General features: G+C 66.3%; 19 protein-coding genes, 1 pseudogene and 1 riboswitch. Of the genes and pseudogenes, 11 read left to right on the top strand and 9 right to left on the bottom strand.

Annotated elements, in window-relative coordinates:
* From PHX69_RS01185 to thiC, 5 genes are all read left to right on the top strand, one after another.
* A partial coding sequence (locus PHX69_RS01185; RefSeq protein ID WP_502958451.1) for a cell division FtsA domain-containing protein occupies positions 1-426 on the top strand: 426 nt, incomplete at its 5' end.
* Positions 427-580: 154 nt separating this feature from the next.
* Complete coding sequence (ftsZ, locus tag PHX69_RS01180) at positions 581-1,822, top strand: cell division protein FtsZ (RefSeq protein WP_119013060.1); 1,242 nt, start codon at positions 581-583, stop codon at positions 1,820-1,822.
* Between the two features lie 153 nt (positions 1,823-1,975).
* Positions 1,976-2,899 carry a UDP-3-O-acyl-N-acetylglucosamine deacetylase gene (gene lpxC, locus PHX69_RS01175; RefSeq protein WP_119013061.1) on the top strand — a complete coding sequence of 308 codons (924 nt, stop codon included), beginning with the start codon at positions 1,976-1,978 and terminating at the stop codon, positions 2,897-2,899.
* A gap of 21 nt (positions 2,900-2,920) precedes the next feature.
* Positions 2,921-3,097, top strand: a complete 177-nt coding sequence (locus PHX69_RS01170; protein WP_288041958.1) for a hypothetical protein — start codon at positions 2,921-2,923, stop codon at positions 3,095-3,097.
* Between the two features lie 40 nt (positions 3,098-3,137).
* A riboswitch (TPP riboswitch) is annotated at positions 3,138-3,261 on the top strand.
* Positions 3,262-3,379: 118 nt separating this feature from the next.
* A complete protein-coding gene (gene thiC, locus PHX69_RS01165) occupies positions 3,380-5,272 on the top strand; it encodes a phosphomethylpyrimidine synthase ThiC (RefSeq protein ID WP_119013062.1) in 1,893 nt (630 codons plus the stop codon).
* A 141-nt stretch (positions 5,273-5,413) separates the two neighbouring features.
* On the opposite strand, the gene PHX69_RS01160 is transcribed toward thiC, so the two are convergent.
* The 8 genes from PHX69_RS01160 to PHX69_RS01125 form a co-directional block, all read right to left on the bottom strand.
* Positions 5,414-6,448, bottom strand: coding sequence for an MFS transporter (locus tag PHX69_RS01160; RefSeq protein WP_288041963.1), 1,035 nt, complete (start codon positions 6,446-6,448; stop codon positions 5,414-5,416).
* Between the two features lie 417 nt (positions 6,449-6,865).
* Entirely contained in the window at positions 6,866-8,563 is a 1,698-nt protein-coding gene (locus tag PHX69_RS01155; RefSeq protein WP_288041955.1) for a methyl-accepting chemotaxis protein, read from the bottom strand.
* 119 nt (positions 8,564-8,682) lie between these two features.
* Positions 8,683-9,231, bottom strand: coding sequence for a crossover junction endodeoxyribonuclease RuvC (gene ruvC, locus PHX69_RS01150; RefSeq protein WP_288041953.1), 549 nt, complete (start codon positions 9,229-9,231; stop codon positions 8,683-8,685).
* A 51-nt stretch (positions 9,232-9,282) separates the two neighbouring features.
* Positions 9,283-10,050 carry a transglycosylase domain-containing protein gene (locus tag PHX69_RS01145; RefSeq protein ID WP_288041951.1) on the bottom strand — a complete coding sequence of 256 codons (768 nt, stop codon included), beginning with the start codon at positions 10,048-10,050 and terminating at the stop codon, positions 9,283-9,285.
* Positions 10,051-10,067: 17 nt separating this feature from the next.
* Complete coding sequence (gene aroE, locus PHX69_RS01140; RefSeq protein WP_288041948.1) at positions 10,068-10,964, bottom strand: shikimate dehydrogenase; 897 nt, start codon at positions 10,962-10,964, stop codon at positions 10,068-10,070.
* A complete protein-coding gene (locus PHX69_RS01135; RefSeq protein ID WP_119013067.1) occupies positions 10,961-11,821 on the bottom strand; it encodes an energy transducer TonB in 861 nt (286 codons plus the stop codon). Before PHX69_RS01135 ends, aroE begins: the two co-directional genes overlap by 4 nt.
* Positions 11,818-13,995 carry a ribonuclease catalytic domain-containing protein gene (locus PHX69_RS01130; RefSeq protein ID WP_288041945.1) on the bottom strand — a complete coding sequence of 726 codons (2,178 nt, stop codon included), beginning with the start codon at positions 13,993-13,995 and terminating at the stop codon, positions 11,818-11,820. Before PHX69_RS01130 ends, PHX69_RS01135 begins: the two co-directional genes overlap by 4 nt.
* Before the next feature lie 54 nt (positions 13,996-14,049).
* A complete protein-coding gene (locus PHX69_RS01125) occupies positions 14,050-14,634 on the bottom strand; it encodes a YqiA/YcfP family alpha/beta fold hydrolase (protein WP_288041961.1) in 585 nt (194 codons plus the stop codon).
* Positions 14,635-14,797: 163 nt separating this feature from the next.
* On the opposite strand from PHX69_RS01125, the gene rodA reads away from it, so the two are divergent.
* From rodA to PHX69_RS01100, 5 genes are all read left to right on the top strand, one after another.
* Positions 14,798-15,979, top strand: coding sequence for a rod shape-determining protein RodA (gene rodA / locus PHX69_RS01120; RefSeq protein WP_288041943.1), 1,182 nt, complete (start codon positions 14,798-14,800; stop codon positions 15,977-15,979).
* Between the two features lie 22 nt (positions 15,980-16,001).
* The gene (gene tldD, locus PHX69_RS01115) at positions 16,002-17,486 is read left to right on the top strand and encodes a metalloprotease TldD (RefSeq protein ID WP_288041941.1); all 1,485 of its coding nucleotides are present in this window, start codon (positions 16,002-16,004) and stop codon (positions 17,484-17,486) included.
* A gap of 55 nt (positions 17,487-17,541) precedes the next feature.
* Positions 17,542-18,075 (top strand): hypothetical protein, encoded by a 534-nt coding sequence (locus PHX69_RS01110; RefSeq protein WP_288041939.1) that lies wholly within the window; start codon positions 17,542-17,544, stop codon positions 18,073-18,075.
* Between the two features lie 228 nt (positions 18,076-18,303).
* Positions 18,304-19,425 carry a 3-deoxy-7-phosphoheptulonate synthase gene (locus PHX69_RS01105; RefSeq protein ID WP_119013071.1) on the top strand — a complete coding sequence of 374 codons (1,122 nt, stop codon included), beginning with the start codon at positions 18,304-18,306 and terminating at the stop codon, positions 19,423-19,425.
* Between the two features lie 95 nt (positions 19,426-19,520).
* Positions 19,521-19,832: a hypothetical protein gene (locus PHX69_RS01100; protein ID WP_119013072.1), complete on the top strand. Its 312-nt coding sequence runs from the start codon at positions 19,521-19,523 to the stop codon at positions 19,830-19,832.
* Positions 19,833-19,944: 112 nt separating this feature from the next.
* Here the strand turns inward: PHX69_RS01100 and mpl are convergent, their stop codons facing one another.
* Entirely contained in the window at positions 19,945-21,378 is a 1,434-nt protein-coding gene (mpl, locus tag PHX69_RS01095) for a UDP-N-acetylmuramate:L-alanyl-gamma-D-glutamyl-meso-diaminopimelate ligase (protein ID WP_119013073.1), read from the bottom strand.
* A 179-nt stretch (positions 21,379-21,557) separates the two neighbouring features.
* Between mpl and PHX69_RS01090 the strand changes: the two are divergent.
* Positions 21,558-21,754: pseudogene (locus PHX69_RS01090) on the top strand (hypothetical protein); the annotation flags it as partial.

Here is a 21,754-nt window from a genome sequence, read left to right as displayed (position 1 = left end):
CCGGACGCGCAGGTCGAAGTGCCTGGCCTGGGCGACCGCGGCCCGCGCATGCTCAGCCGCCAGGTGCTGGCCGGGGTGATCGAGCCGCGCGTGGAAGAAATCTTCTCGCTGGTGCAGCAGGTGATTCGCGAGTCAGGCTACGAGGAGGTGCTGTCTTCGGGCATCGTGCTGACCGGCGGCAGCTCGGTCATGCCTGGCATGGTGGAACTGGGCGAGGACATTTTCCTGAAGCCCGTGCGCCGTGGCATTCCCAAATACTCCAGCGCGCTGGCCGACATGGTGGCCCAGCCGCGTGCCGCTACGGTCATGGGCTTGCTCGAAGAAGCGCGTATGGCACGCCTGCGCGGCTTCAAGGTGTCGCAGAAAAGTGGCTCCGTGCAGACCGCTTTTGGCCGCTTCAAGGATTTCATTGTGGGGAATTTCTGACTATTGCAGCGTTTGCGTTGCAAATTTGCACACATGAGCCGCCTCGCATAGAGGCTGACAGCCTGCGTGGACGTACACTGCGCGGCAAAAAATTACAGTTTCTTTCCCTCTTTTCTTTTGCCAAAGCATACTATTCAGCGACAGGAGCACCAACATGCCAATTGAAATCATCGACGTTGAGGAATTCAACCAGGGCACACAGATCAAGGTGATTGGTGTGGGTGGCGGCGGCAGCAACGCAGTGGAGCACATGATTGCCCGCAGCGTACAAGGCGTGGAGTTCGTCAGTGCGAACACCGATGCGCAGGCACTGACGCGCAGCTCGGCACACCGCGTGATCCAGCTGGGTCTGAGTGGTCTGGGCGCTGGCAGCAAGCCCGACAAAGGCCGCGAAGCCGCAGAGGCTGCCGTGGAAGATATCCGCGCGGCCATTCAGGGCGCGCACATGCTGTTCATTACCGCTGGCATGGGCGGCGGCACCGGCACCGGCGCTGCCCCCGTGATTGCCCGCGTGGCCAAAGAAATGGGCATTCTCACGGTGGGCGTGGTGACCAAGCCCTTCGAGTGGGAAGGCGGTCGCCGCATGCAGAATGCCGATGCAGGTCTGGCCGAGCTGGAGGCCAATGTCGATTCGCTGATCGTCGTGCTCAACGAAAAATTGCTCGACGTGCTGGGTGACGATATTTCCCAAGACGAAGCTTTCGCGCATGCCAACGATGTGTTGCGCAACGCAGTGGGCGGTATTGCCGAAATCATCAACGAATACGGCCATGTGAATGTCGACTTTGAAGACGTGCGCACGGTGATGGGTGAGCCCGGCAAGGCCATGATGGGTACGGCCACGGCCAGTGGCCCGGATCGCGCCCGTATCGCTGCGGAGCATGCCGTGGCTTGCCCGTTGCTGGAAGGGATCGATCTGTCGGGCGCCAAGGGTGTGCTGGTGCTGGTCACGGCGGCCAAGGGCAGCCTCAAGCTGGCCGAGTCGCGTTTGGCCATGAGCACCATCAATGCCTACGCCTCGCCCGATGCCCACGTCATTTACGGCGCTGCCTACGACGACAGTTTGGGTGAAGACATCCGCGTCACGGTGGTGGCCACAGGTCTGTCGCGCCAGAACGCGCGCCGCCAGTCCATGCAGGTGGTACAGGGCGGCTTGCGTACTGGCACCGACAACGTGGCCTACCAAGTGCCCGTGGCGGGCCCGGGTGCGGGCAGCATGGGTGTGGCAGCCGGTCTCGCCGCCGGTGGTGGTGCCGGTGCCGATTACGGCAGCATGGCCGTGCCCAGCGTCTGGACCAGCAACCGCAACCGCGCGGCCGCCAAGGTGGATGCGCTATCGTCGGGTGGCATGGACGATCTGGAAATTCCCGCCTTCCTGCGCAAGCAAGCCGACTGATTCGCCGTTTCCGGGCCCCGTGCGTTTTGCTGGCTGCTGGCCGCAATGCACGGGGCTTTGCATTGTGCGCACCGCTTTTTGTCTATGGCGGCCATAGAAAATCCCCTGACCCCACACATGCCAGGGTGCGGTCTGCAAAACTAAAATTGCCGCATGCTTCAGCAACGTACCCTCAAAACGCTCACCCGCGCAGTGGGCGTGGGCCTGCACAGCGGCCAGCGCGTGGAGCTCACGCTGCGCCCCGCACAGCCCGACACCGGCATTGTGTTTCGCCGCATTGATTTGCCCGAGCCGGTGGACATCCCTATCTCGGCCACTGCGGTGACCGACACCCGCATGGCCTCCACCATCTCCGTGGGCGATGCCAAAGTCCACACCGTGGAGCATTTGATGTCGGCCTGCGCCGGGCTGGGCATAGACAACCTGTATGTGGATATCACCGCCGAAGAGGTGCCCATCCTGGATGGCTCATCGGCTTCGTTCGTGTTTTTGCTGCAAAGCGCGGGTATCGCCTTGCAGAAAGCACCTCGGCGCTTCATCCGGCTCAAGCGCCCGGTGCAGGTCAGCCAGGGCGAGGGCGCTGGCGCCAAGTGGGCACGGCTGGAGCCCTACCACGGCTTCAAGCTGCGCTTTGAAATTGATTTTGCCCACCCGGCGGTCGATTCCACCGGCCAGTGCGTGGAGTTCGATCTGGGCAGCGGCAGCTACAGCCGCGATATTGCCCGCGCCCGCACTTTTGGCTTCACCAAAGACGTGGAAATGATGCGCGCCAACGGCCTGGCCCTGGGCGGCGGGCTGGACAACGCCATCGTCATGGACGACTACAAAGTGCTCAACGCCGACGGCCTGCGCTACGACGACGAGTTCGCCAAGCACAAAATCCTCGATGCCATGGGCGACCTGTACCTGGTAGGCAAGCCGCTGCTGGCCGCCTACAGCGCGTTTCGCTCGGGCCACGCCCTCAATAACCTGCTGCTGCGTGAGCTGCTGGCACAGCCCGATGCCTGGGAGCTGGTGACGTTCGACAACGAGCGCCTGGCCCCCACAGGCTTTGCGCAGCCTGCACGTGCCTGGTAGCGCACGCCCCACCCACCCACCATGCTGTTGTTTCGCTGGATTGTCATGTTGCTGCTGCTCACGGCGGCAGTGTGTTTTGCGTTCTATGCCGGCACCGGGCGGGCGCGTTACAAGCGACTGGGTTTTGTGGTGCTCAAGTGGACGGTGATTGCCGCCTTTGTTTTCTTTGCTGTGCTGATTGCCGAGCGCGTGCTCTAGCAGCGCCGTTACACCTGAACGGCGCCAGCGGCCTATACTCGCGCCTGCTCCGGGGTGTGCTGATGCACTGAGATGCGGGCGGTCTGATGCAAGTCAGACTGGCCTGCGAACCCGACGAACTTGATCCGGTTCATACCGGCGGAAGAAGAGCCGATCTCCCCTGTACCACTGCGCCCTCCTGGACGTGGTGGTACGCCCCGCAGCACACCACCGTGCCGGGGTGGGCAGGGCACAGGTCACTCCGGAGCGCGCACCCCACCGCACCCTTACCGGAGACCTGCCATGAATGCCCCCGACTCCCTTGCCCGCGAAAAGTTTGCCGATCTGCTGGCCCTGACGCGCGAGCCCTTTCCCGCCTCGCGCAAAGCCTATATCCCCGGCCAATTGCACCCTGAACTGCGCGTGCCCGTGCGCGACATCGCGCTGACCAATGGCGAAACCGTGAGCGTGTACGACACCTCCGGCCCCTACACCGACCCCAGCGCCGTGATCGACGTGCGCCAAGGCCTGGCCAGCGTGCGCGGCGGCTGGATTGAAGGCCGGGGCGATGTGGAGCGCTACCAGGGCCGCCCGCCCGTGGCCCTGGACGACGGCCAGAAAAGCGATGACGCTGCCCGCCTGGCCGCCCTGCGCCAGGAGGCCGCGGCCCTGCAACGCCAGCCCCTGCGCGCCAAGAGCGGTGCCAACGTCACGCAGATGCACTATGCGAAGAAAGGCATCATCACCCCCGAGATGGAATACGTGGCCATCCGCGAAAACGGCAAGCGCGAATGGATGGCCCAGTACCAGCAAGACCAGGCCCGCGAGCAGCGCCTGATGGGCAATCCGATGGGCGCGATGATTCCCAAAATCATCACCCCCGAATTCGTGCGCGACGAAGTGGCCCGGGGCCGCGCCATCATCCCGGCCAACATCAACCACCCCGAAGTCGAGCCCATGGCCATTGGCCGCAACTTCCTGGTCAAGATCAACGCCAACATCGGCAACTCTGCCGTGACGTCGAGCATTGAAGAAGAAGTCGAAAAGCTGGTGTGGGCCATCCGCTGGGGCGCCGACAACGTGATGGACTTGTCCACCGGCAAGGCCATCCACACCACGCGCGACTGGATCGTGCGCAACTCGCCCGTGCCCATCGGCACGGTGCCGATCTACCAGGCGCTGGAAAAAGTGGGCGGCGTGGCCGAAGACCTGACCTGGGCCATCTTCCGCGACACGCTGATCGAGCAGGCCGAGCAGGGCGTGGACTACTTCACCATCCACGCCGGTGTGCGCCTGGCCTACATCCACTTGACGGCCAACCGCCGCACCGGCATCGTCTCGCGCGGCGGCTCCATCATGGCCAAGTGGTGCATGGCGCACCACCGCGAGAGCTTCCTGTACGAGCATTTCGAAGACATCTGCGACATCATGAAGGCGTACGACGTGTCGTTCAGCCTGGGCGATGGCCTGCGGCCCGGCTGCGCCAGCGACGCCAACGACGAAGCCCAGTTTGCCGAACTGCACACCCTGGGCGAGCTGACGCAAATCGCCTGGAAGCACGACGTGCAGACCATGATCGAAGGCCCCGGCCATGTGCCCATGCACATGATCCAGGCCAACATGACCGAGCAGCTCAAGACCTGCCACGAGGCGCCGTTCTACACCCTGGGTCCGCTGACCATCGACATCGCCCCGGGCTACGACCACATCGCCAGCGCCATCGGTGCGGCCATGATCGGTTGGATGGGCACGGCCATGCTGTGCTACGTCACGCCCAAAGAGCACCTGGGCCTGCCCGACCGCGACGATGTCAAGCAGGGCATCATTGCCTACAAGATTGCCGCCCACGCCGCCGATGTGGCCAAGGGCCACCCGGGCGCCCGCTCGCGCGACGATGCGCTGAGCCAGGCGCGTTTCGATTTCCGCTGGCAAGACCAGTTCAACCTGGGCCTGGACCCCGAAACCGCCAAGGAATACCACGACGAGACCCTGCCCAAGGATTCCGCCAAGGTGGCGCATTTCTGCTCCATGTGCGGCCCCAAGTTCTGCTCCATGAAGATCACGCAAGAAGTGCGCGACTTTGCCGCGCAGAAGGGCCTGGCCGAGGCGCAGGCGCTGGCCGCCGGCATGGAAACCAAGGCCGAGGAGTTCCAGAAGGGCGGCGGCAGCCTGTACGTGCCGATCAAGCCGGTGTGACGCCGCGGCATGGCTTGATTTGCTATTGAAATAAGAGCTGGTTACGCCCGCCCCGTAAGGGCTGGAGATCGATTTGGCTTAAAAAATCCCCCGGCGCCTCTGGGCAGGCGCCGGGGGATTTTTGTGTGCCGACCGTGGCGCTCAGGCGGCTTGAAACCGCACCCGCCGCGCCGCCAGCAGGCCGATGCAGGCGGCGGTGCCGGTCAGCGCCCAAGTCCAGTGCCAGCCGCCCACGCTGCCCGCCACCCAGGCGATCAGCGGTGGCCCCAGAAACTGGCCTGCCGACGAGCACTGCTGCATCCAGCCCACGGTGGTGGACACCGTGCGCTCGCTGGGCGCCACGCGCACCGCCAGCGAGAACAACACGCCCGGAATCAGCCCGCCCACCGCCGAGAACACCAGCACCGCCAGGTAGCGCAGCACCGGCAGCCCCTCCGTCCAGGTGCCAAACACCAGCACCGCGCCCAGCCCCATGCTGGCAAAGCCGGTGTAGAGCAGGTGGCGTGCGCACCAGCCCTTTTGCAGCAGGCGGCCCGAGGCGATGTTGCCCGTCACGTTGATCCACGAAGCCAGGGCGGTCAGTGCCCCGGCCTGCGCCGCCCCCAGCCCGGCCTGGGCATACACCGCAGGCAAAAAGCCAATCACCGCCAGCCACTGGCTGGAATACATGGCAAACAGCAGCGCCACCTGCCAGGGGCCGCTGTGGCCCAGCGTCAGGCGCAGCGGTGCCCACCAGGGCGCGCCGCTGTCGCCCGGTGCGCCCGGCATGCCCGCTGCGCGCACGGCATCGGCAGGGATGCGCCGCAGCACCCACAGCACCACCACCGCAGACAGCAGCCCCAGCAGCCCCCACCAGCCTTGCCAGCCCAGCCATTGCATGGCCAGCGGGCCGCCCAGCAGCGCCAGGGCAATGCCCGTGCCCATGTAGGCGCTCCACCAGCCCAGGTACAGCGGCAGCTGCGAGGGCCGTACCAGCTGGCGGATCAGGCTGGGTGCGGGCAGGGCGGCCAGCAAAAAGCCCAGTCCCTCCAGCGCCCGCAGCACCAGCAGGCCCGTGGGGCTGGTCACGGCCATGCCCGCCAGACTGGCCAGCGCCAAAATGATTTGCCCGGTCAGCAGGCTGCGGCGCAGGCCCAGGCGGTCTGCGGCCATGCCTGCCAGCGCCCCCACGCCCATACCGGCCAAGTTGCACCGCCGACAGCAAAAAACCCGCCTGCACCAGCCCCACGCCCAGCGCCTGTTGCAACACCGGAATGGCGGGCGGCATCTTGCCCACGTGCATGGCAATGACGATGCCCGACAGCACGATGATCCACGCCGGGGGAACGGACACCGCACCAAGGCGGCGCTGCGGTGCAGCAACAGACAGGGAAGGGGGCACGCCAAAGTCTCCGAACCGGGCTCGATGCGGCCCGTGCGCGGCGATTGTCGTGCATGGGGCGCCGGTTGGGGGCGCTGCCGGGCGCCTGGGTCGCAGGCGCTGCCGGTCTTGGGGGGATTTATCTCGCTATTGAATATGTAGCTGCTAGCGCCCTGTGCGCGGGCCTTGAGGCCGTTTTTGGCTTTATGTTTGCTGTGCCCCGTGCTGCGGGGTCAGCGCACTTCCAGCAAGGCCAGCCGCTGCTGCGTGACATGGATGGCCGGGGCTGGCGGGGTCAGGTGCGTCGGGTGCTGCGCCTGCGTGGGCGCGCGGGCTGCGGCATGGGCTGGCTCCGGCGCCGCAGGGCTGGGCAGCACAAACTGGCTGATGAGCTGTGCCAGCTCCTGGGCCTGGTGCTTGAGGCTCTCGGAGGCCGCCGCCGACTCCTCCACCAGCGCCGAGTTCTGCTGCGTCATCTGGTCGAGCCGGGAGACGGCGCTGCTGATCTGGCCAATGTCTTCGTTCTGCGCCTGCGTGGCGCTGGTGATTTCGGTCATGGTCTGGGCCGCTTCCCGGATGGCCGCCATGATGCGGGCCATGGTGTGGCCCGCATCGCTCACCAGGCTGGAGCCCGCCTGCACCTGCTCGACCGAGGTGCCAATCAGCCCCTTGATTTCTTGCGCCGCCTGCGCCGAGCGCGTGGCCAGCGAGCGCACCTCGCTGGCCACCACGGCAAAGCCCCGGCCTTGCTCACCGGCGCGCGCGGCCTCTACGGCGGCATTCAGCGCCAGGATGTTGGTCTGGAAGGCAATGCTGTCGATCACGCCAATGATGTCCACGATCTTGGTCGAGGACTGGTGGATGCCCTGCATGGTGGCTTCCACCCGCGCCATCACGGCGCCGCCCTGGCCCGCCACCGTGGCGGCGGTGGCGGCCAGCGTTTCGGCGCGGCTGGCGGCAGCCGCCGACTGCGTGACCCGCAGGGTCAGCTGCTCCAGCGATGCGGCAGTCTCTTGCAGGCTGGAGGCCGTCTCCTCGGTGCGTGTGGACAGGTGGACGTTGCCGTTGGCGATCTCGGACGAGGCCGCGCGCACGTTTTGCGCCGAGGCACGCACCTGCATCACCAGCTGCCGCAGGGCATCTTGCATCACCGCCAGCGAGTGCAGCATGCGCCCGGCCTCATCGCGCCCGTGGCCGGCAATGTCGTGGCGCAGATCAAGCTGTGCCACCCGGTTGGCGGTGGCGCTGGCGGCGGCAATCGGCTGCGTGATGCTGCGGCGCAGCCACAGCGCCAGCAAGCTGCCCAGCACCAGAGCCAGCGTGGTAAAGGCCAGCAGCACCAGGCGCGCCCGGTCGCTCCACTGGGCGATGGCGCGGTCGCTGGCGTCGATGTCGCTGCGCTGCGATTGGCTCAGCGTGCCCAAACTCGACAGCAAGGTCCCGGAGGCGGGCAAAAAGCGCTCGGCATACACCTTGCGGATGCGCTCGGTGAAGTTGGACATGCTGGCCGCCATCAGCTCGGCGCGTGCTGCGGTGAAGTCTTTTTCGGCGTTCTGCACTTGCAGCAGCAACTGCTGCTCCTGTGGGCTTTTCAGCAAGGCGGCCACCTGGGCCATGAGCTGGCCGTAGGCTTTCTCGGTGCTGGCGATGTCGGCGCCCAGAATGTCGGCCACCTCGGGCTCGGAACTCAGGGCCACGGCCTTGTAGCGCTCGGCGTTGATGGCCTGGGCACGGTAGGCATCGGCGATCAGCCTTTCTGCGGCAATGCTGTGCTGCACCATGTGCGTGGTGGCCGTGTGGATGCGGCCCAGCGACCAGATGCCGGTGGCCGAGCCGGTCAGGCCCAGCAAAAGCACCACAAAAAACGCAAACAGCAGGCGTCGGCCCAAGGTGTTGCGCGGCGAGGGGGTGGCGGTGTGTAAGGCGGGCATGGGGCGAGGGGGAGCTGGGTGGTGCCCGACAAGGGCAAGGGCGCTGATGTGCCCACTATGGCGCCCCCCCGTGACGCTTTTTTGTCAAGGCCCCAGAGCGCACAGGGCCGCGCCCGCCCTCAGTAGCTGCGCCCGCCCTTGAACATGGCGTGCTGGCGCCGCTGCAAGGTGGCCGATTCGCCCAGCCGCGCCATGGCCGCGCCCGCGTGCGCGTGGGTGATGGCCATGCCCAGGGCGTCGGCGGCATCGGTGCCGGGCAGGCCGGGCAGGTGCAGCAGGCGGCGCACCATCTCCTGCACCTGGCTTTTGGCGGCGCGGCCATGGCCGACCACGGCTTTTTTCATTTGCAGCGCGGTGTATTCGGCCACCGGCAGGCCGCTGGCCACCAGCGCCGTAATGGCCGCGCCGCGCGCCTGCCCCAGCAGCAGCGTGGACTGCGGGTTGACGTTGACGAAGACGATCTCCACCGTGGCCACATCGGGCTGGTAGCGCGCAGCCACCTCGCTGATGCCGTCAAACAGCACCTTCAGGCGCCCGGGCAAATCGCCCAGCGCCAGCTGCGTGGTGCGGATGGTGCCGCTGGCCACGTAGCTCAGGGCGTGCCCTTGCACGTCGATCAAGCCAAAGCCGGTGGTTTGCAGGCCGGGGTCTATGCCAAGGATTCGCATGCTATTAAAAATGGAGCTGTAGGCGCCCTTTTGGCGGGCGTTACAGCGGTTTCAGGGCAAATTCGCACTGCCCATGCGCCGCAGGATGGTGCGGGCGCGGCCCAGCAGGTAGGCGGACTGGGGCAATTTCTCGAAGCGTTTGGGCGCGGGCAGCATCACCGCCAGGCGCGCCGCTTCGGCGGCAGACAGGCGGGCAGCGCTTTTGCCAAAGTAGTGCTGGGCGGCGGCTTCGGCGCCGAACACGCCGTCGCCCCACTCTACGTTGTTGAGGTAAATCTCCAGGATGCGCTGCTTGCTCAAGAGCTGCTCCAGCGCCAGCGTCAGCACAAACTCCTGGCCTTTGCGCAGCAGGGTGCGCTCGCCCGAGAGCAGCAGGTTTTTGGCCAGCTGCTGGGTGATGGTGGAGCCGCCCACCACTTTGGGCGCGCGCGCTGGCGCTGGCGGTGCTGCGGCGGCCTTGGCGCGCTGGGCGGGGGGCAGGGCGGCTTCTTTTTGTGCGGCCAGGGCTTCGGCACGGGCGTTTTTCTCCCAGGCTTTTTCGATGGCGTTCCACTCCACGCCGTCGTGGTTGACGAAACCGTCGTCCTCCGAGGCGATCACGGCGCGCTTGAGGTGGTCAGAGATTTGCGCGTAGGGCACCCACTGCTGGCGCCAGTGCAGCCGGCCGCTGTCCGCCAGCTGCGCCCAGGCTTCGGAGCGCTGGAAGGTGGTGGAGGTGGGGTTGATCCAGGCCATGGCGGCAATGCGCGCCACAAAAAACAGTTGCAGCGCCAGCGTGGCACAGGCCACCAGCGCCAGCCAACGCAGCAGGGCTTGCATGGGCGCGGGCAGGGCGATCAGGGGGCGGCGCTGGCCGGCGCCGCCGCAGCGGGCGGCGGCGCCATCAGCGCGCGCAGTTCGGCCAGCACGGGCGCGCCGGGCGGGCGCACCCCGCGCCAGAGGGCAAAGGCCTCGGCGGCCTGCTCTACCAGCATGCCCAGGCCGTCGCGGGCGTGGGCGCCGTGGGCGCTGGCCCAGTCCAGAAAGCCCTGGGCGGCTGCGCCGTACATCATGTCGTAGGCCAGGCTGCCGGGGCGCAGCACGCTGGCGGGCACGGGCACGGCATCGCCTGCCAGGCTGCTGGCGCTGGCGTTGATGACGAGGTCAAAGCGGTGGTTTGGAGCCAAATCGGCCTCCAGCCCTTGCGTAGCAAGCGCGAGCAGCTCTGTTTTTTGTAGCGCGGCCAGGGCGGCGTGGGCCTGCACCAGCGCCTGCGCCCGCGCCCGCGTGCGGTTGGCCACCACGATGCGGCGCGGCCCCGCTTGCAGCAGCGGCCCCAGCGCCCCGGCGGCAGCGCCGCCCGCGCCGATCAGCAACACATCGCGCCCGGCCAGCTCGATACCGGCGTTGCGCGTCAGGTCGGCCACCAGGCCCAGTCCGTCGGTGTTGTCGGCCACGATGGCGCCATCGGCCAGGGTGAGCGTGTTGGCCGCGCCCGCCAGCAGCACCCGCTCGCTGCGGTGCGTGGCGATGTGCGCGGCGTCCAGCTTGAAGGGCACGGTGACGTTGCAGCCGCGCCCGCCCGTGGCCGCAAAGTGGTGCAGCGCGTCGGCAAAGCCGCCCAGCGGCACCAGGCGGCGCTCGTAGCTCAGGCGCTCGCCGGTCAGCTCGGCAAAACGGGCGTGTATCCAGGGCGAGCGGCTGTGCTCCACCGGGTTGCCCATGACGCAGTACAGATCGACGCCGGTGTTCATTGGACGCTGGTCTCCAGGGTTTGGTCGCGCGTGAACTTGAAGCGCGACACCACGGCAATCTGGTCGGCCTTGGCGCGCATGGCCGGGCCAAAGGCGCCAAACGGCCCGGCGGCCTGGGCGATGGCCTCGGCGCGGTTGTCCAGCAGGCGGTTGCCCGAGCCCTGCACGATCTCGGTGGCCAGCACGCGCCCATCGTGGTTGACGGTGACGATCATGGTCAGCTCGCCGTAAATCTTTTTCCCGCCTTGCTCAGGGAAGTTCTCGGTGCCTTTGTCCTCGACCTTGCGGCGCATGGCGTCGTAATAGACGGCATAGACCTCATCGCGCGTGGCCGGGCTGATGTAGCGCTTTTTGGGCCGGGCGTTTTCGTCGTTGATGCGTTTTTCAATCTCGGCCAGCAGCTTGATGAGCTGGCGGCGCTTTTCTTCCTGCGCACTCTGGTCTGCACTCTGGCTGGGTTTGCGCTGCTCCGGCGCGGGCAGGGCGGCTATTTGCCGGCGCAACTGGGCCAGCAGCTGCATTTGCTGCGCTTGCAGGGCGTCCATCTTGCGCTGGGCTTCTTCGTAGTCGTCGCCCACCTTGGTCAGGGCCGAGTAGGGCAAGGGGCTGGTGGCCCGGCCCTGGGCTGCATCGCCGCCGCCCGCCAGCGCATGCTGGGCAATGGCCTGGGCCTTGTCGGGGCGCTCGGGGGTCTGGGCGTTGACCAGAATGACCTCCAGCGGCGTGTCCTGGAACACGCGCTGGAAACCCTCGGGGTTCACAAAGCGCACGGTCAGCACCACGGCGTGCAGTGCCACGGAAACAGCCAGCGCCCATTGCAGGGCGCTGAACGAGCGGAGGAAGGCGGGGAGTTTCACGGGGCCAGATTATCGGCGCTGGCCGCACCGGGGGCGGCGTTTTCTGCGCCCGCATCGCTCACATCCACCGCAATGGCGATGGGGCCGGCCACGGCCTCGTCGTCCTCGGCGTCATCGACCGGGCCGTCGTCGCTGGCATCTTGCGGGTCGTCCAGGCGCTCGATGAGCGTGCCGTGCAAGTCCAGCGTGATGTCATCGACCTCGCCCAGCTTGACGCGCAACCGTGCGCCGCGCGGCAGGTTTTGCGCGCCCAGCACCGGGAACACCAGCGGTAGCGTGTCGGCGCGCACCAGAAAGCTGCCGCCGGGGCCTTCTTTGAACACCGTGGCTTCGAGTTCAGTGATGCCGTTTTGCGCCAGGTATTGCAGCGTCCAGAAGCGCTCCATGCCCGCCTGGTAGCCGTTGTAGGCGCTGTAGGCGGCGTCAAAGCTGCTGATGATGGAGAACAGCTCGGCGTCTTTGGGCTTGAAGGGGGCGGCCAGCGCGGCGGTTTTGCCGTGGCGCGCGCAGGCAATGATTTGCCACTGGTTGACCAGATCGACGTAGCGGCGCAGCGGCGAGGTGGCCCAGGCGTAGCTTTTGACGCCAATGCCCGCGTGCGGCAGCGCCTTGGTGCCCATGCGCACCTTCACGCCCGGTGCCATGCTGGCCTGGCTGCGGTAGATGCCGGGCACGCCCAGCTCGGCCATCCAGTTGCCCCAGGTGCTGTTGGCCACGATGGCCGCCTCGGCCACGATCAAGTCCAGTGGCGCGCCGCGCTGGCGCGTGGTGATCTGCACGGTCTCGGTGCCGTTGGGCTCGGCTTTGTGGTTGCGGGGCGTGTTTGCCCCCACGCTTGCCACTTCGTTGGCGGCGCTGCCCCCCAAGGGGGCGTTCGCGCCTTCGGGCGGCCGGGCGGCGCTTAGGCGGAAGTTGTAATCAGGCCGGTTGAAGTTCTCGGGTTTGCCGCGCACCACCTCGCGCTGGGCTTTCAGGCTTTGGGCCAGGCGGTGCAAAAATGATAGCTGCTCGCGCAAGTCCAGCAAGTCTTGGGGCGTGTTTTCGGTCTGAATCGACGGGTCGGCCAGCCAGGCTTCGGTGACGATGTGGTCGAGCTGGTCGTGGCGCAGGTTCACGCTGACGGGCACGCGCTCCAGGCGCGTTTCGGTAGCGGTGATGGCCAGCGTGGCCTCGTCGATGGTGACGTACAGCGACACCGCCGGGTTGGCGCGGCCTGCGTCCAGGGTGTAGATCTGCACCACCTCGTCGGGCAGCATGGTGATTTTGTAGCCCGGCATGTACACGGTGGACAGCCGGTTGCGGCCCAGCTGGTCCAGCGGCGTGCCGGGCACGATGGCCAGGCCCGGCGCGGCAATGTGGATGCCCAGCGTGACGGTGCCCGTGCCCAGGCCCTGCACCGACAGTGCATCGTCGATTTCGGTGGTCTGCGAGTCGTCGATGGAGTAGGCCTGCACGTTGGCCAGCGGCAAATCGGCGGGCGGCTGGGGCGCTTGCAGTGCCGGAAAACCCGTGCCCTTGGGAAAGTTGTCGAACAAGAAGCGCTGCCAGTGGAACTGGTAGCTCGAATCAATGGCGCCGGCTTGCTGCAGCAGGTGCAGTGGCGCCAGGTGCGTGGCACGGCTGGCCTCGACCACGGCCTTGTACTCGGGCGCGTTCTTGTCGGGGCGGAACAGGATTTTGTAGAGCTGATCGCGGATGGGCGCCGGGCATTGGCCCTGGCCCAGTTGCTGCGCCCAGTCGGCAATCTGTTGCAGCACGGCCTTCTTTTTCTCGATGGCGGCCAGGGCTTGTTGCAGGATTTCTGCGGGGGCTTTTTTGAAGCGGCCTTTGCCTGCGCGGCGGAAGTAGTGCGGCGCCTCGTAGAGCGCAAACAGCGCGCCCGCTTGCTGGGCCAGCGTGGCGTTGTCCGAGAAGTAATCGCGCGCCAGGTCGGCAAAGCCGAATTCTTCTTCGCTGGCAAATTCCCAGGCCAGCTCCAGCTCGATGGTTTGTGCCACGGCCTGGGCCTGGGCCATCAGCTCGGCGGGAGCGGGCTTGTCAAATTTCAGCAGGATGTGGGCGGCTTTGACCTTGACCCGCTTGCCCGAGTCAAGCTCGATCTGGGCGGAGGTGTCGGCCTCGGAGAGGATGCGGCCGGCCAGGAATTTGCCGGATTCTTCAAACAGTGCGTGCATGGGGCGGCATTCTCCCATGGGCGCGCGGGGGCGCTGGCTGCCGCGCGCGGACGTTCAGGCCAGGTGCAAAAACTGCAACACGCGCGGCAGGTGGTCGGCAAAGTCGCTCAGGGCGTGGTCGCTGCCTTCCAGCAGGTGCAGCTGCGCCTGGGGGTAGCGGGCCACCATTTCGTGCCAGTCCAGCACCTCATCGCCCTGGGCCACGATGGCCAGTTGCGCGGCAGCGGCGCCTTGCGCGCTCACGTCCAGGGCGCGCAGCTCGTCGATAAAGGCGGGGTCGAAGTAAAAGTGCTCGGCGGGATCGTGCCAGGCGGTCTGGTCGCCGATGTGGCGTGCCAGGTCGCGCGCCGGGTTCACGGCGGGGTTGAGCACCACCAGCGGGCAGCGCATCTGCTGCGCCACCCAGCTGGCATAAAACCCGCCCAGCGAGGAGCCGACCACCGCCATGCGCTCGCGCGGCCAGTGGGCGATCCCGCCCGCCACCAGGGCCATGGCCGCGCGCGGCGAGGGCGGCAGCTGCGGGCACCACAGCTGCACCTGCGGGTGCTGGCGCGCTACCTGCTCGGCCACCAGGCGCGCTTTGGCCGATTGCGGTGAGGAGCGAAACCCGTGCAGGTACAGCAAGTGGGTGGTGGGCAGACGGGAGGAGGCAGGCAGTGCAGGCGTGGACATGGGAGGGGCCAACAGGCGGGTGGACAGGCGGATGGGGTGGTGCGGATTGTGCCGCGCAGCCTGGCATTGTCCGTGGGGACGGGAGGGTGGCGCGCCCATGGCCTGCGTGGCCGCGCCCGATAATTGCGCCATGGGAAACACTTTTGACAAGCCTTCGATAGGGCAGCGCCTGCTGCCGTTGTTTCGGGGTTTTGACGGCTGGCTGTTGCTGGCGGTGCTGCTGCTGGCATCGGCTGGTTTGGTGGCCATGTATTCGTCGGGCTACGACCACGGAACGCGCTTTGCCGACCACGCCCGCAACATGCTGATTGCCGGGGCGCTGCTGTTTGTTGTGGCCCAGGTGCCGCCGCAGCGCCTGCTCTGGGCGGCGGTGCCGCTGTATGCGCTGGGCGTGGCGCTGTTGGTGGGTGTGGCCTTGTTTGGCATCACCAAAAAAGGCGCCCAGCGCTGGATCAATCTGGGCGTGGTCATCCAGCCCAGTGAGCTGCTCAAGATTGCCATGCCGCTGATGCTGGCCTGGTGGTTCCAGAAGCGCGAAGGGCAGCTGCGCCCGCTGGACTTTGCTGTGGCCGCCGCCTTGCTCGTGGTGCCGGTGGGGCTGATCATGAAACAGCCCGATTTGGGCACCTCGCTGCTGGTGTTGGCGGCAGGGCTGTCGGTGATCTTTTTTGCCGGGCTGCCCTGGAAGCTGGTGGTGCCACCGGTCATGTTGGGCCTGGTAGGCATCGCGCTGATCGTCTGGTTTGGCGATGACCTGTGCGCGCCTGGCCAGCGCTGGCCGGTGCTGCACGATTACCAGCAGCAGCGCATCTGCACCCTGCTGGACCCCACGCGCGATCCGCTGGGCAAGGGCTTTCACATCATCCAGGGCATGATCGCCATTGGCTCGGGCGGGGTGTGGGGCAAAGGCTTCATGGCGGGCACGCAGACGCACCTGGAGTTCATCCCCGAGCGCACCACCGACTTCATCTTTGCCGCCTACTCCGAAGAGTTCGGGTTGCTGGGCAACCTGTTCCTGGTGGTGTGCTTCATCTTTCTGGTCTGGCGCGGACTGGCCATTGCCATGCAGGCCACCACGCTGTTTGGACGGCTGATGGCCGGGGCGGTGTCCATGATCTTTTTCACTTACGCATTCGTCAACATGGGCATGGTCAGCGGCATGCTGCCCGTGGTGGGGGTGCCGCTGCCCTTCATCAGCTACGGTGGCACAGCCATGGTCACGCTGGGGCTGGCGCTGGGCATTTTGATGTCGGTGGCGCGGGCGCAGCGCATGCCCATTGCCACCGACACACCTGTGGACGTGTCTGGCTGAGGCACACCCCTAAAATGCCCCGATGACCTCCCGCACTTCTTCCCGCGCGCCCCAGCGCGCCCCGACCGTCCAGCGCATCGACATTGCGCGCGAGCTGCTCTTGACCCCGTTTGGCCTCGATGAAAGCCATCTGGCGCGTGCGCTGGCCGAAATCCGCACCCACCAGGTCGATGATGCCGACCTGTATTTCCAATACACCCGCAGCGAGGGCTGGAGCCTGGAGGAGGGCATCGTCAAAACCGGCTCGTTCAGCATCGACCAGGGCGTGGGCGTGCGCGCCGTCAGCGGCGAGAAAACCGCGTTTGCCTACTCGGACGACATCTCCGAAGCGTCGCTGCTGGATGCGGCCCGCACTGTCAGGTCAATTTCGGCTGCAACCCAGACAGGGCGCGCGCGAGTAGCTCCCAAAAAGATAGCTACCAGCCGCAGCCTGTATCCCGGCATTGACCCCATTGCCACCCTGGACAGCACGGCCAAAGTGCAGTTGCTGGAAAAAGTCGAGCAACTGGCCCGCGCCAAAGACCCGCGCGTGGCCCAGGTCATGGCCGGCATGGCCAGCGAGTACGACGTGGTGCTGGTGGCGCGCGCCGATGGCACCCTGGCCGCCGATGTGCGCCCGCTGGTGCGCCTGTCGGTCACGGTGATTGCCGAGCAAGGCGGGCGCCGCGAGGTCGGCTCTGCCGGTGGTGGTGGCCGTTTTGGCCTGGCGTATTTCGACGATGCGCAAATCAACCAGTATGTGGACGAGGCCGTCAATGCTGCGCTGGTCAACCTCGAATCGCGCCCCGCTCCGGCGGGCGAGATGACCGTGGTGCTGGGCCCAGGCTGGCCGGGCGTGCTGTTCCATGAGGCGGTGGGCCACGGTTTGGAGGGTGACTTCAACCGCAAGGGCTCCAGCGCCTTCAGTGGCCGCATCGGCCAGCGCGTGGCCGCCAAGGGCGTGACGGTGCTGGACGACGGCACCATTGCCGACCGGCGCGGCTCGCTCAACGTGGACGATGAAGGCCACGCCAGCCAGCGCAACGTGCTGATCGAAGACGGCATCCTCAAGGGCTACATCCAGGATTCGCTCAACGCCCGCTTGATGGGCGTGGCGCCCACCGGCAATGGCCGGCGTGAGAGCTACGCCCACATCCCCATGCCGCGCATGACCAACACCTACATGCTGGGCGGCGACAAAGACCCGAAAGAGATCGTGGCCAGCATCAAAAAAGGCTTGTACGCCACCAACTTTGGCGGCGGCCAGGTGGACATCACCTCGGGCAAGTTCGTTTTCAGCGCCAGCGAGGCGTACTGGGTGGAAAACGGCAAGATTTTGTACCCCGTCAAGGGCGCCACCATTGTGGGCAGTGGCCCCGAGTCGCTGAAGAAGATCAGCATGATCGGCAACGACATGCGCCTCGATAGCGGCGTGGGCACCTGCGGCAAAGAGGGCCAGAGCGTGCCCGTGGGTGTGGGCCAGCCCACCCTGCGCATCGACGGCCTGACGGTGGGTGGCACCGCCTGAGGGCACTGCCCGCCCGCCCCGGGGTACAGCGCTTTACCTGTCCAAAGGTCTGCACATGCTGGCCCCGCTCTCCAGCGTCATGCAAACGGCCCAGTCGTTTGCTGACATCAGCTGTTTTTTGCGCCAGGGTGTGGCCGATGAGGAGTCGCGTGAACTGCGCGACAGCATCGGAGCACTGGCGCTGCACATCGATGCTGCCGTGCGCGCCCGGCGCCGACGCAGCCACGCCGAAGCCATTGCCCGCAGCGCCGACGCCCTGGCCCTGGGCGTGCTGGAGCACCAATTGTTTCTCTCACGCATGGGCACGGGCTGGAAGCTGCTGTACGAGTTTGGTGCCTACTACCGGGCGCTGCGCGAGCTGGCCGCTGCGGTCACGCGCTGGCAGCAGGCCTTGGAGCAGCGCAGCGCCTTGGAAGGCGCCAACTTTGACCAAGTCGAGTTGCTGGCCTGGCGCACCCTGGGCGAGGGACTGCTGCTCGTCGATATGTACCGCCAGGGCGTGCGCGACCTGAACGAGCTGCCCGAGGCGTCCCCCGGCTTGGGGTCAATCTGGCGCCGCGCGCGCAGTTGGTTGCGCCGGTTGCGCTGATACCACGGCCCAGGCGCCGCCATGTTGCAGTGCGGCAGACTGTGCTACATTGACCGCCATGTCACAGCACAGCGCTTTTTATTTTTGGTTTTACTTCTCTGTCCCTGGCGGATGAGAGGCCACAGCGCGCAAGCACCTGAACCCTTCCCAGACACCGCCGATGCTGCAAAGCCCGGCGGTTTTTTTGTTTTCAGCCCTGTTTTTTTATCCATCGAGAGGACGACAACCATGACTGCCCCTGCCACCCCCGCCAGCGATACCTGGTATCACAACGTCGATAAAACCAGCCAGACCGACGACGAACGTATCAAGGACATCACCGTGTTGCCTCCTCCCGAACACCTGATCCGCTTCTTCCCCATCCGGGGCACAGCGGTTGAAGCGCTGATCACGCAAACGCGCACCAGCATCCACAACATCATGGCTGGCACGGACGACCGCCTGCTCGTGGTCATCGGGCCGTGCTCCATCCACGACCCTGCCGCTGCCCTGGACTACGCCCGCCGCCTGCAAGCCGTGCGCGCCCAGTACGCCGACACGCTGGAGATCGTGATGCGCGTGTACTTCGAAAAACCCCGCACCACCGTGGGCTGGAAGGGCCTGATCAACGACCCCTACCTCGATGAGAGCTACCGCATCGACGAAGGCCTGCGCATCGCACGTCAGCTGCTGATCGACATCAATCGCCTGGGCGTGCCTGCGGGCAGCGAATTCCTGGACGTGATCTCGCCCCAGTACATTGGCGACCTCATCAGCTGGGGCGCCATCGGCGCGCGCACCACCGAGAGCCAGGTTCACCGCGAACTGGCCTCGGGCCTGTCGGCGCCCATTGGCTTCAAGAATGGCACCGATGGCAACATCCGCATCGCCACCGATGCCATCCAGTCGGCCAGCCGGGGCCACCACTTCCTGTCGGTACACAAAAACGGCCAGGTGGCCATTGTCGATACGGCGGGCAACCCCGACTGCCACGTCATCCTGCGCGGTGGCAAGGCGCCCAATTACGATGCGGCCAGCGTCGCTGCCGCCTGCAAAGACCTGGAAGCAGCCAAGCTGCCTGCCACGCTGATGGTCGATTGCAGCCACGCCAACAGCAGCAAGCAGCACGAAAAGCAAAAAGACGTGGCCCGCGATATTGCCGGGCAGATTGCGGGCGGCTCGCGCAGCGTGTTCGGCCTGATGATCGAGAGCCACCTGTGCGCCGGTGCGCAGAAGTTCACCCCCGGCAAAGACCAGCCCTCCGCCCTGGAATACGGCAAAAGCATCACCGACGCCTGCCTGGGCTGGGATGACTCGCTGTCCACCCTGGAAGGGCTGGCCGCAGCGGTCAAGGCCCGCCGTGCGTTGTAAAAAAACCGCAGCGCCGGTGTAAGCTCACGCCAGCAGTTTCCTGCGCCGGGGCGGCGGAGACACCGCCCCTTTATTTCCACGAAAAAGGCCCATCCATGCACAGAGAAGTCACGGTCACCCTCGCCCTGAACGAAGAATTCCGTTTTGATCTTGAACACGCCCAGCCCATGGCCAACGAGGACGCGCGCCGGTGGTTGGATGACGAGTTCACCCGCCTGGAGTGCGAACCCCTGCGCGCCAGCGGCAAGGTGCTTCTGGCCGACAAGGTGTTGACCGTGGCAGCTGCCGCAGCGCGGCCTTTGCTGTCGGACCCCGACTGGTTGGCGCAGTTTGCGCGCGCCACGCACGCGGTGCTGGCCAAGCCCATCGTGCGCATTGATGTGCCGTCCATGACCATCAGTTATTGAGCCAAATCGGCCTCTTGCGCCCGTCCGGCGGGCGCAAGCAGCTATGTATTCAATAGCAAAGCCCCGGCGCCTCTGGCGCGCGGGGCTTTTTGCTGGGCATTGGCGCGGTCGGTTATGGCTGCGCTTTGGCGGCCAGCGCTTGCAGCAGCAGGCTGTGGATGCCGCCAAAGGCGCCGTTGCTCATGCAGACGATATGGTCGCCCGGCTGCGCGGCCTGGGTGATTTGCGCCACCAGCTGCGCGATGTCAGGGGCGGTCTGGGCGCGCTGGCCCGGCCCCACGCCCAGCGGTGCCAGGGCGGCGCTGGCGTCCCAGTCCAGCCCGGCGGTGTGGCAAAAGGCCAGGTCGGCGGCCTCCAGCGCCCAGGGAAGCTGCGCTTTCATGGTGCCGATCTTCATGGTGTTGCTGCGCGGCTCGAAGGCGGCCAGGATGCGGTGCTGGCTGCCGATGCTGCGGCGCAGCCCGTCCAGCGTGGTGCGCATGGCCGTGGGGTGGTGGGCAAAGTCGTCGTACACCGTGATGCCATGCACCGTGCCGCGCAACTCCATGCGCCGGCGCACGTTTTGAAAACTGGCCAGTGCGGCCACGGCATCGGCGGGCGCCACGCCCACATGCGCGGCGGCGGCAATCGCGGCCAGGGCGTTGAGCTGGTTGTGGACGCCGCTGAGCGCCCATTCCAGGCGGGCCACGCGCTGGCCGCGGTTCAGCACATCGAATGCGCCGGGTTCACCGTCGGCGCCAAAATCGCTCACGGCGGCGCCAAAGCTGCACACGCTGCTCCAGCAGCCGCTGTGCAGCACCCGCGCCAGGCTTTCTTCCAGGCCATTGAACACCACTTGCCCCGAGGGTGGCACGGTGCGCACCAGGTGGTGAAATTGTCGCTCGATAGCAGCCAGATCATCAAAAATGTCGGCGTGATCGAACTCCAGGTTGTTCAGAATGGCCGTGCGCGGGCGGTAATGCACGAACTTGCTGCGTTTGTCGAAAAAAGCGGTGTCGTACTCATCGGCCTCAATCACAAAGAGCGGCGCGCTGGCCACCGGGCCGGTGCCAGGGCGGGGCCGCACGCTGGCGCCCAGCCGGGCCGAGACGCCAAAGTTCAGCGGCACCCCGCCCACCAGAAAGCCCGGCTGCAAACCCGCGCACTCCAGAATCCACGCCAGCATCGAGGTGGTGGTGGTTTTGCCATGCGTGCCCGCCACGGCCAGCACATGGCGGCCTTGCAGTACATGCTCGGCCAGCCACTGCGGGCCGCTGGTGTAGGGCAGACCGGCGTCCAGGATGGCTTCCATCAGCGGAAACTTCGGGCTGCCGTCCTGCAAGCGCGCGCGGCTGACCACGTTGCCGATGACGAACATGTCCGGTTGCAGGGCCAGCTGGTCGGCGCCAAAACCCTCAATCAGGTCGATGCCCAGTGCGCGCAACTGGTCGCTCATGGGGGGGTAAACGCCCGCGTCGCAGCCAGTGACGCGGTGCCCGGCTTCGCGTGCCAAAGCGGCCAGGCCGCCCATGAAAGTGCCACAAATGCCCAAGATGTGTATATGCATGGCCGCGATTCTACGGTGCAAGCCAAATCGGCCTCCAGCGCTTTGGCAGTGGGCGTGAGCAGCTATCAAAAGTGAAGTGTTGCAGGGGCCTGCTGTGGGGTTGTTGCGGGCATGGCCGGTGTCTGCGCAGTGGCCGAGGCGACAATGCCGCACCACCCGCCACCTTGCTGAGAAGTCCCATGTCCCTTGCCGCTGAAATTGCCGACACCGCTGCCCGCCTGGTGGTGGAAGACGGGCTGGAATACGGCCCGGCCAAGCGGCATGCGCTACAGCAACTGGGGCTGCCTGCCCGTACCCCCTTGCCCGACAACGACCAGCTTGAAGCTGCCGTGGCCGAGTACATCGCCCTGTTCTGTGCCGACACCCAGCCCGCCGA

The sequence above is a fragment of the Simplicispira sp. genome, from assembly GCF_028687295.1.
Lineage (GTDB): Bacteria > Pseudomonadota > Gammaproteobacteria > Burkholderiales > Burkholderiaceae_C > Simplicispira > Simplicispira metamorpha.
Note: the sequence above shows the minus strand (reverse complement) of the source record. Positions and strands in the feature narration are given on the sequence as shown.

What these genes read in the sequence shown, in the direction of transcription:
- ftsZ (WP_119013060.1), top strand. Translation starts at nt 581, where the DNA reads ATGCCAATTGAAATCATCGACGTTGAGGAATTCAACCAGGGCACACAG.
- lpxC (WP_119013061.1), top strand. Translation starts at nt 1,976, where the DNA reads ATGCTTCAGCAACGTACCCTCAAAACGCTCACCCGCGCAGTGGGCGTG.
- PHX69_RS01170 (WP_288041958.1), top strand. Translation starts at nt 2,921, where the DNA reads ATGCTGTTGTTTCGCTGGATTGTCATGTTGCTGCTGCTCACGGCGGCA.
- thiC (WP_119013062.1), top strand. Translation starts at nt 3,380, where the DNA reads ATGAATGCCCCCGACTCCCTTGCCCGCGAAAAGTTTGCCGATCTGCTG.
- PHX69_RS01160 (WP_288041963.1), bottom strand. Translation starts at nt 6,448, where the DNA reads ATGGGCGTGGGGGCGCTGGCAGGCATGGCCGCAGACCGCCTGGGCCTG.
- PHX69_RS01155 (WP_288041955.1), bottom strand. Translation starts at nt 8,563, where the DNA reads ATGCCCGCCTTACACACCGCCACCCCCTCGCCGCGCAACACCTTGGGC.
- ruvC (WP_288041953.1), bottom strand. Translation starts at nt 9,231, where the DNA reads ATGCGAATCCTTGGCATAGACCCCGGCCTGCAAACCACCGGCTTTGGC.
- PHX69_RS01145 (WP_288041951.1), bottom strand. Translation starts at nt 10,050, where the DNA reads ATGCAAGCCCTGCTGCGTTGGCTGGCGCTGGTGGCCTGTGCCACGCTG.
- aroE (WP_288041948.1), bottom strand. Translation starts at nt 10,964, where the DNA reads ATGAACACCGGCGTCGATCTGTACTGCGTCATGGGCAACCCGGTGGAG.
- PHX69_RS01130 (WP_288041945.1), bottom strand. Translation starts at nt 13,995, where the DNA reads ATGCACGCACTGTTTGAAGAATCCGGCAAATTCCTGGCCGGCCGCATC.
- rodA (WP_288041943.1), top strand. Translation starts at nt 14,798, where the DNA reads ATGGGAAACACTTTTGACAAGCCTTCGATAGGGCAGCGCCTGCTGCCG.
- tldD (WP_288041941.1), top strand. Translation starts at nt 16,002, where the DNA reads ATGACCTCCCGCACTTCTTCCCGCGCGCCCCAGCGCGCCCCGACCGTC.
- PHX69_RS01110 (WP_288041939.1), top strand. Translation starts at nt 17,542, where the DNA reads ATGCTGGCCCCGCTCTCCAGCGTCATGCAAACGGCCCAGTCGTTTGCT.
- PHX69_RS01105 (WP_119013071.1), top strand. Translation starts at nt 18,304, where the DNA reads ATGACTGCCCCTGCCACCCCCGCCAGCGATACCTGGTATCACAACGTC.
- PHX69_RS01100 (WP_119013072.1), top strand. Translation starts at nt 19,521, where the DNA reads ATGCACAGAGAAGTCACGGTCACCCTCGCCCTGAACGAAGAATTCCGT.
- mpl (WP_119013073.1), bottom strand. Translation starts at nt 21,378, where the DNA reads ATGCATATACACATCTTGGGCATTTGTGGCACTTTCATGGGCGGCCTG.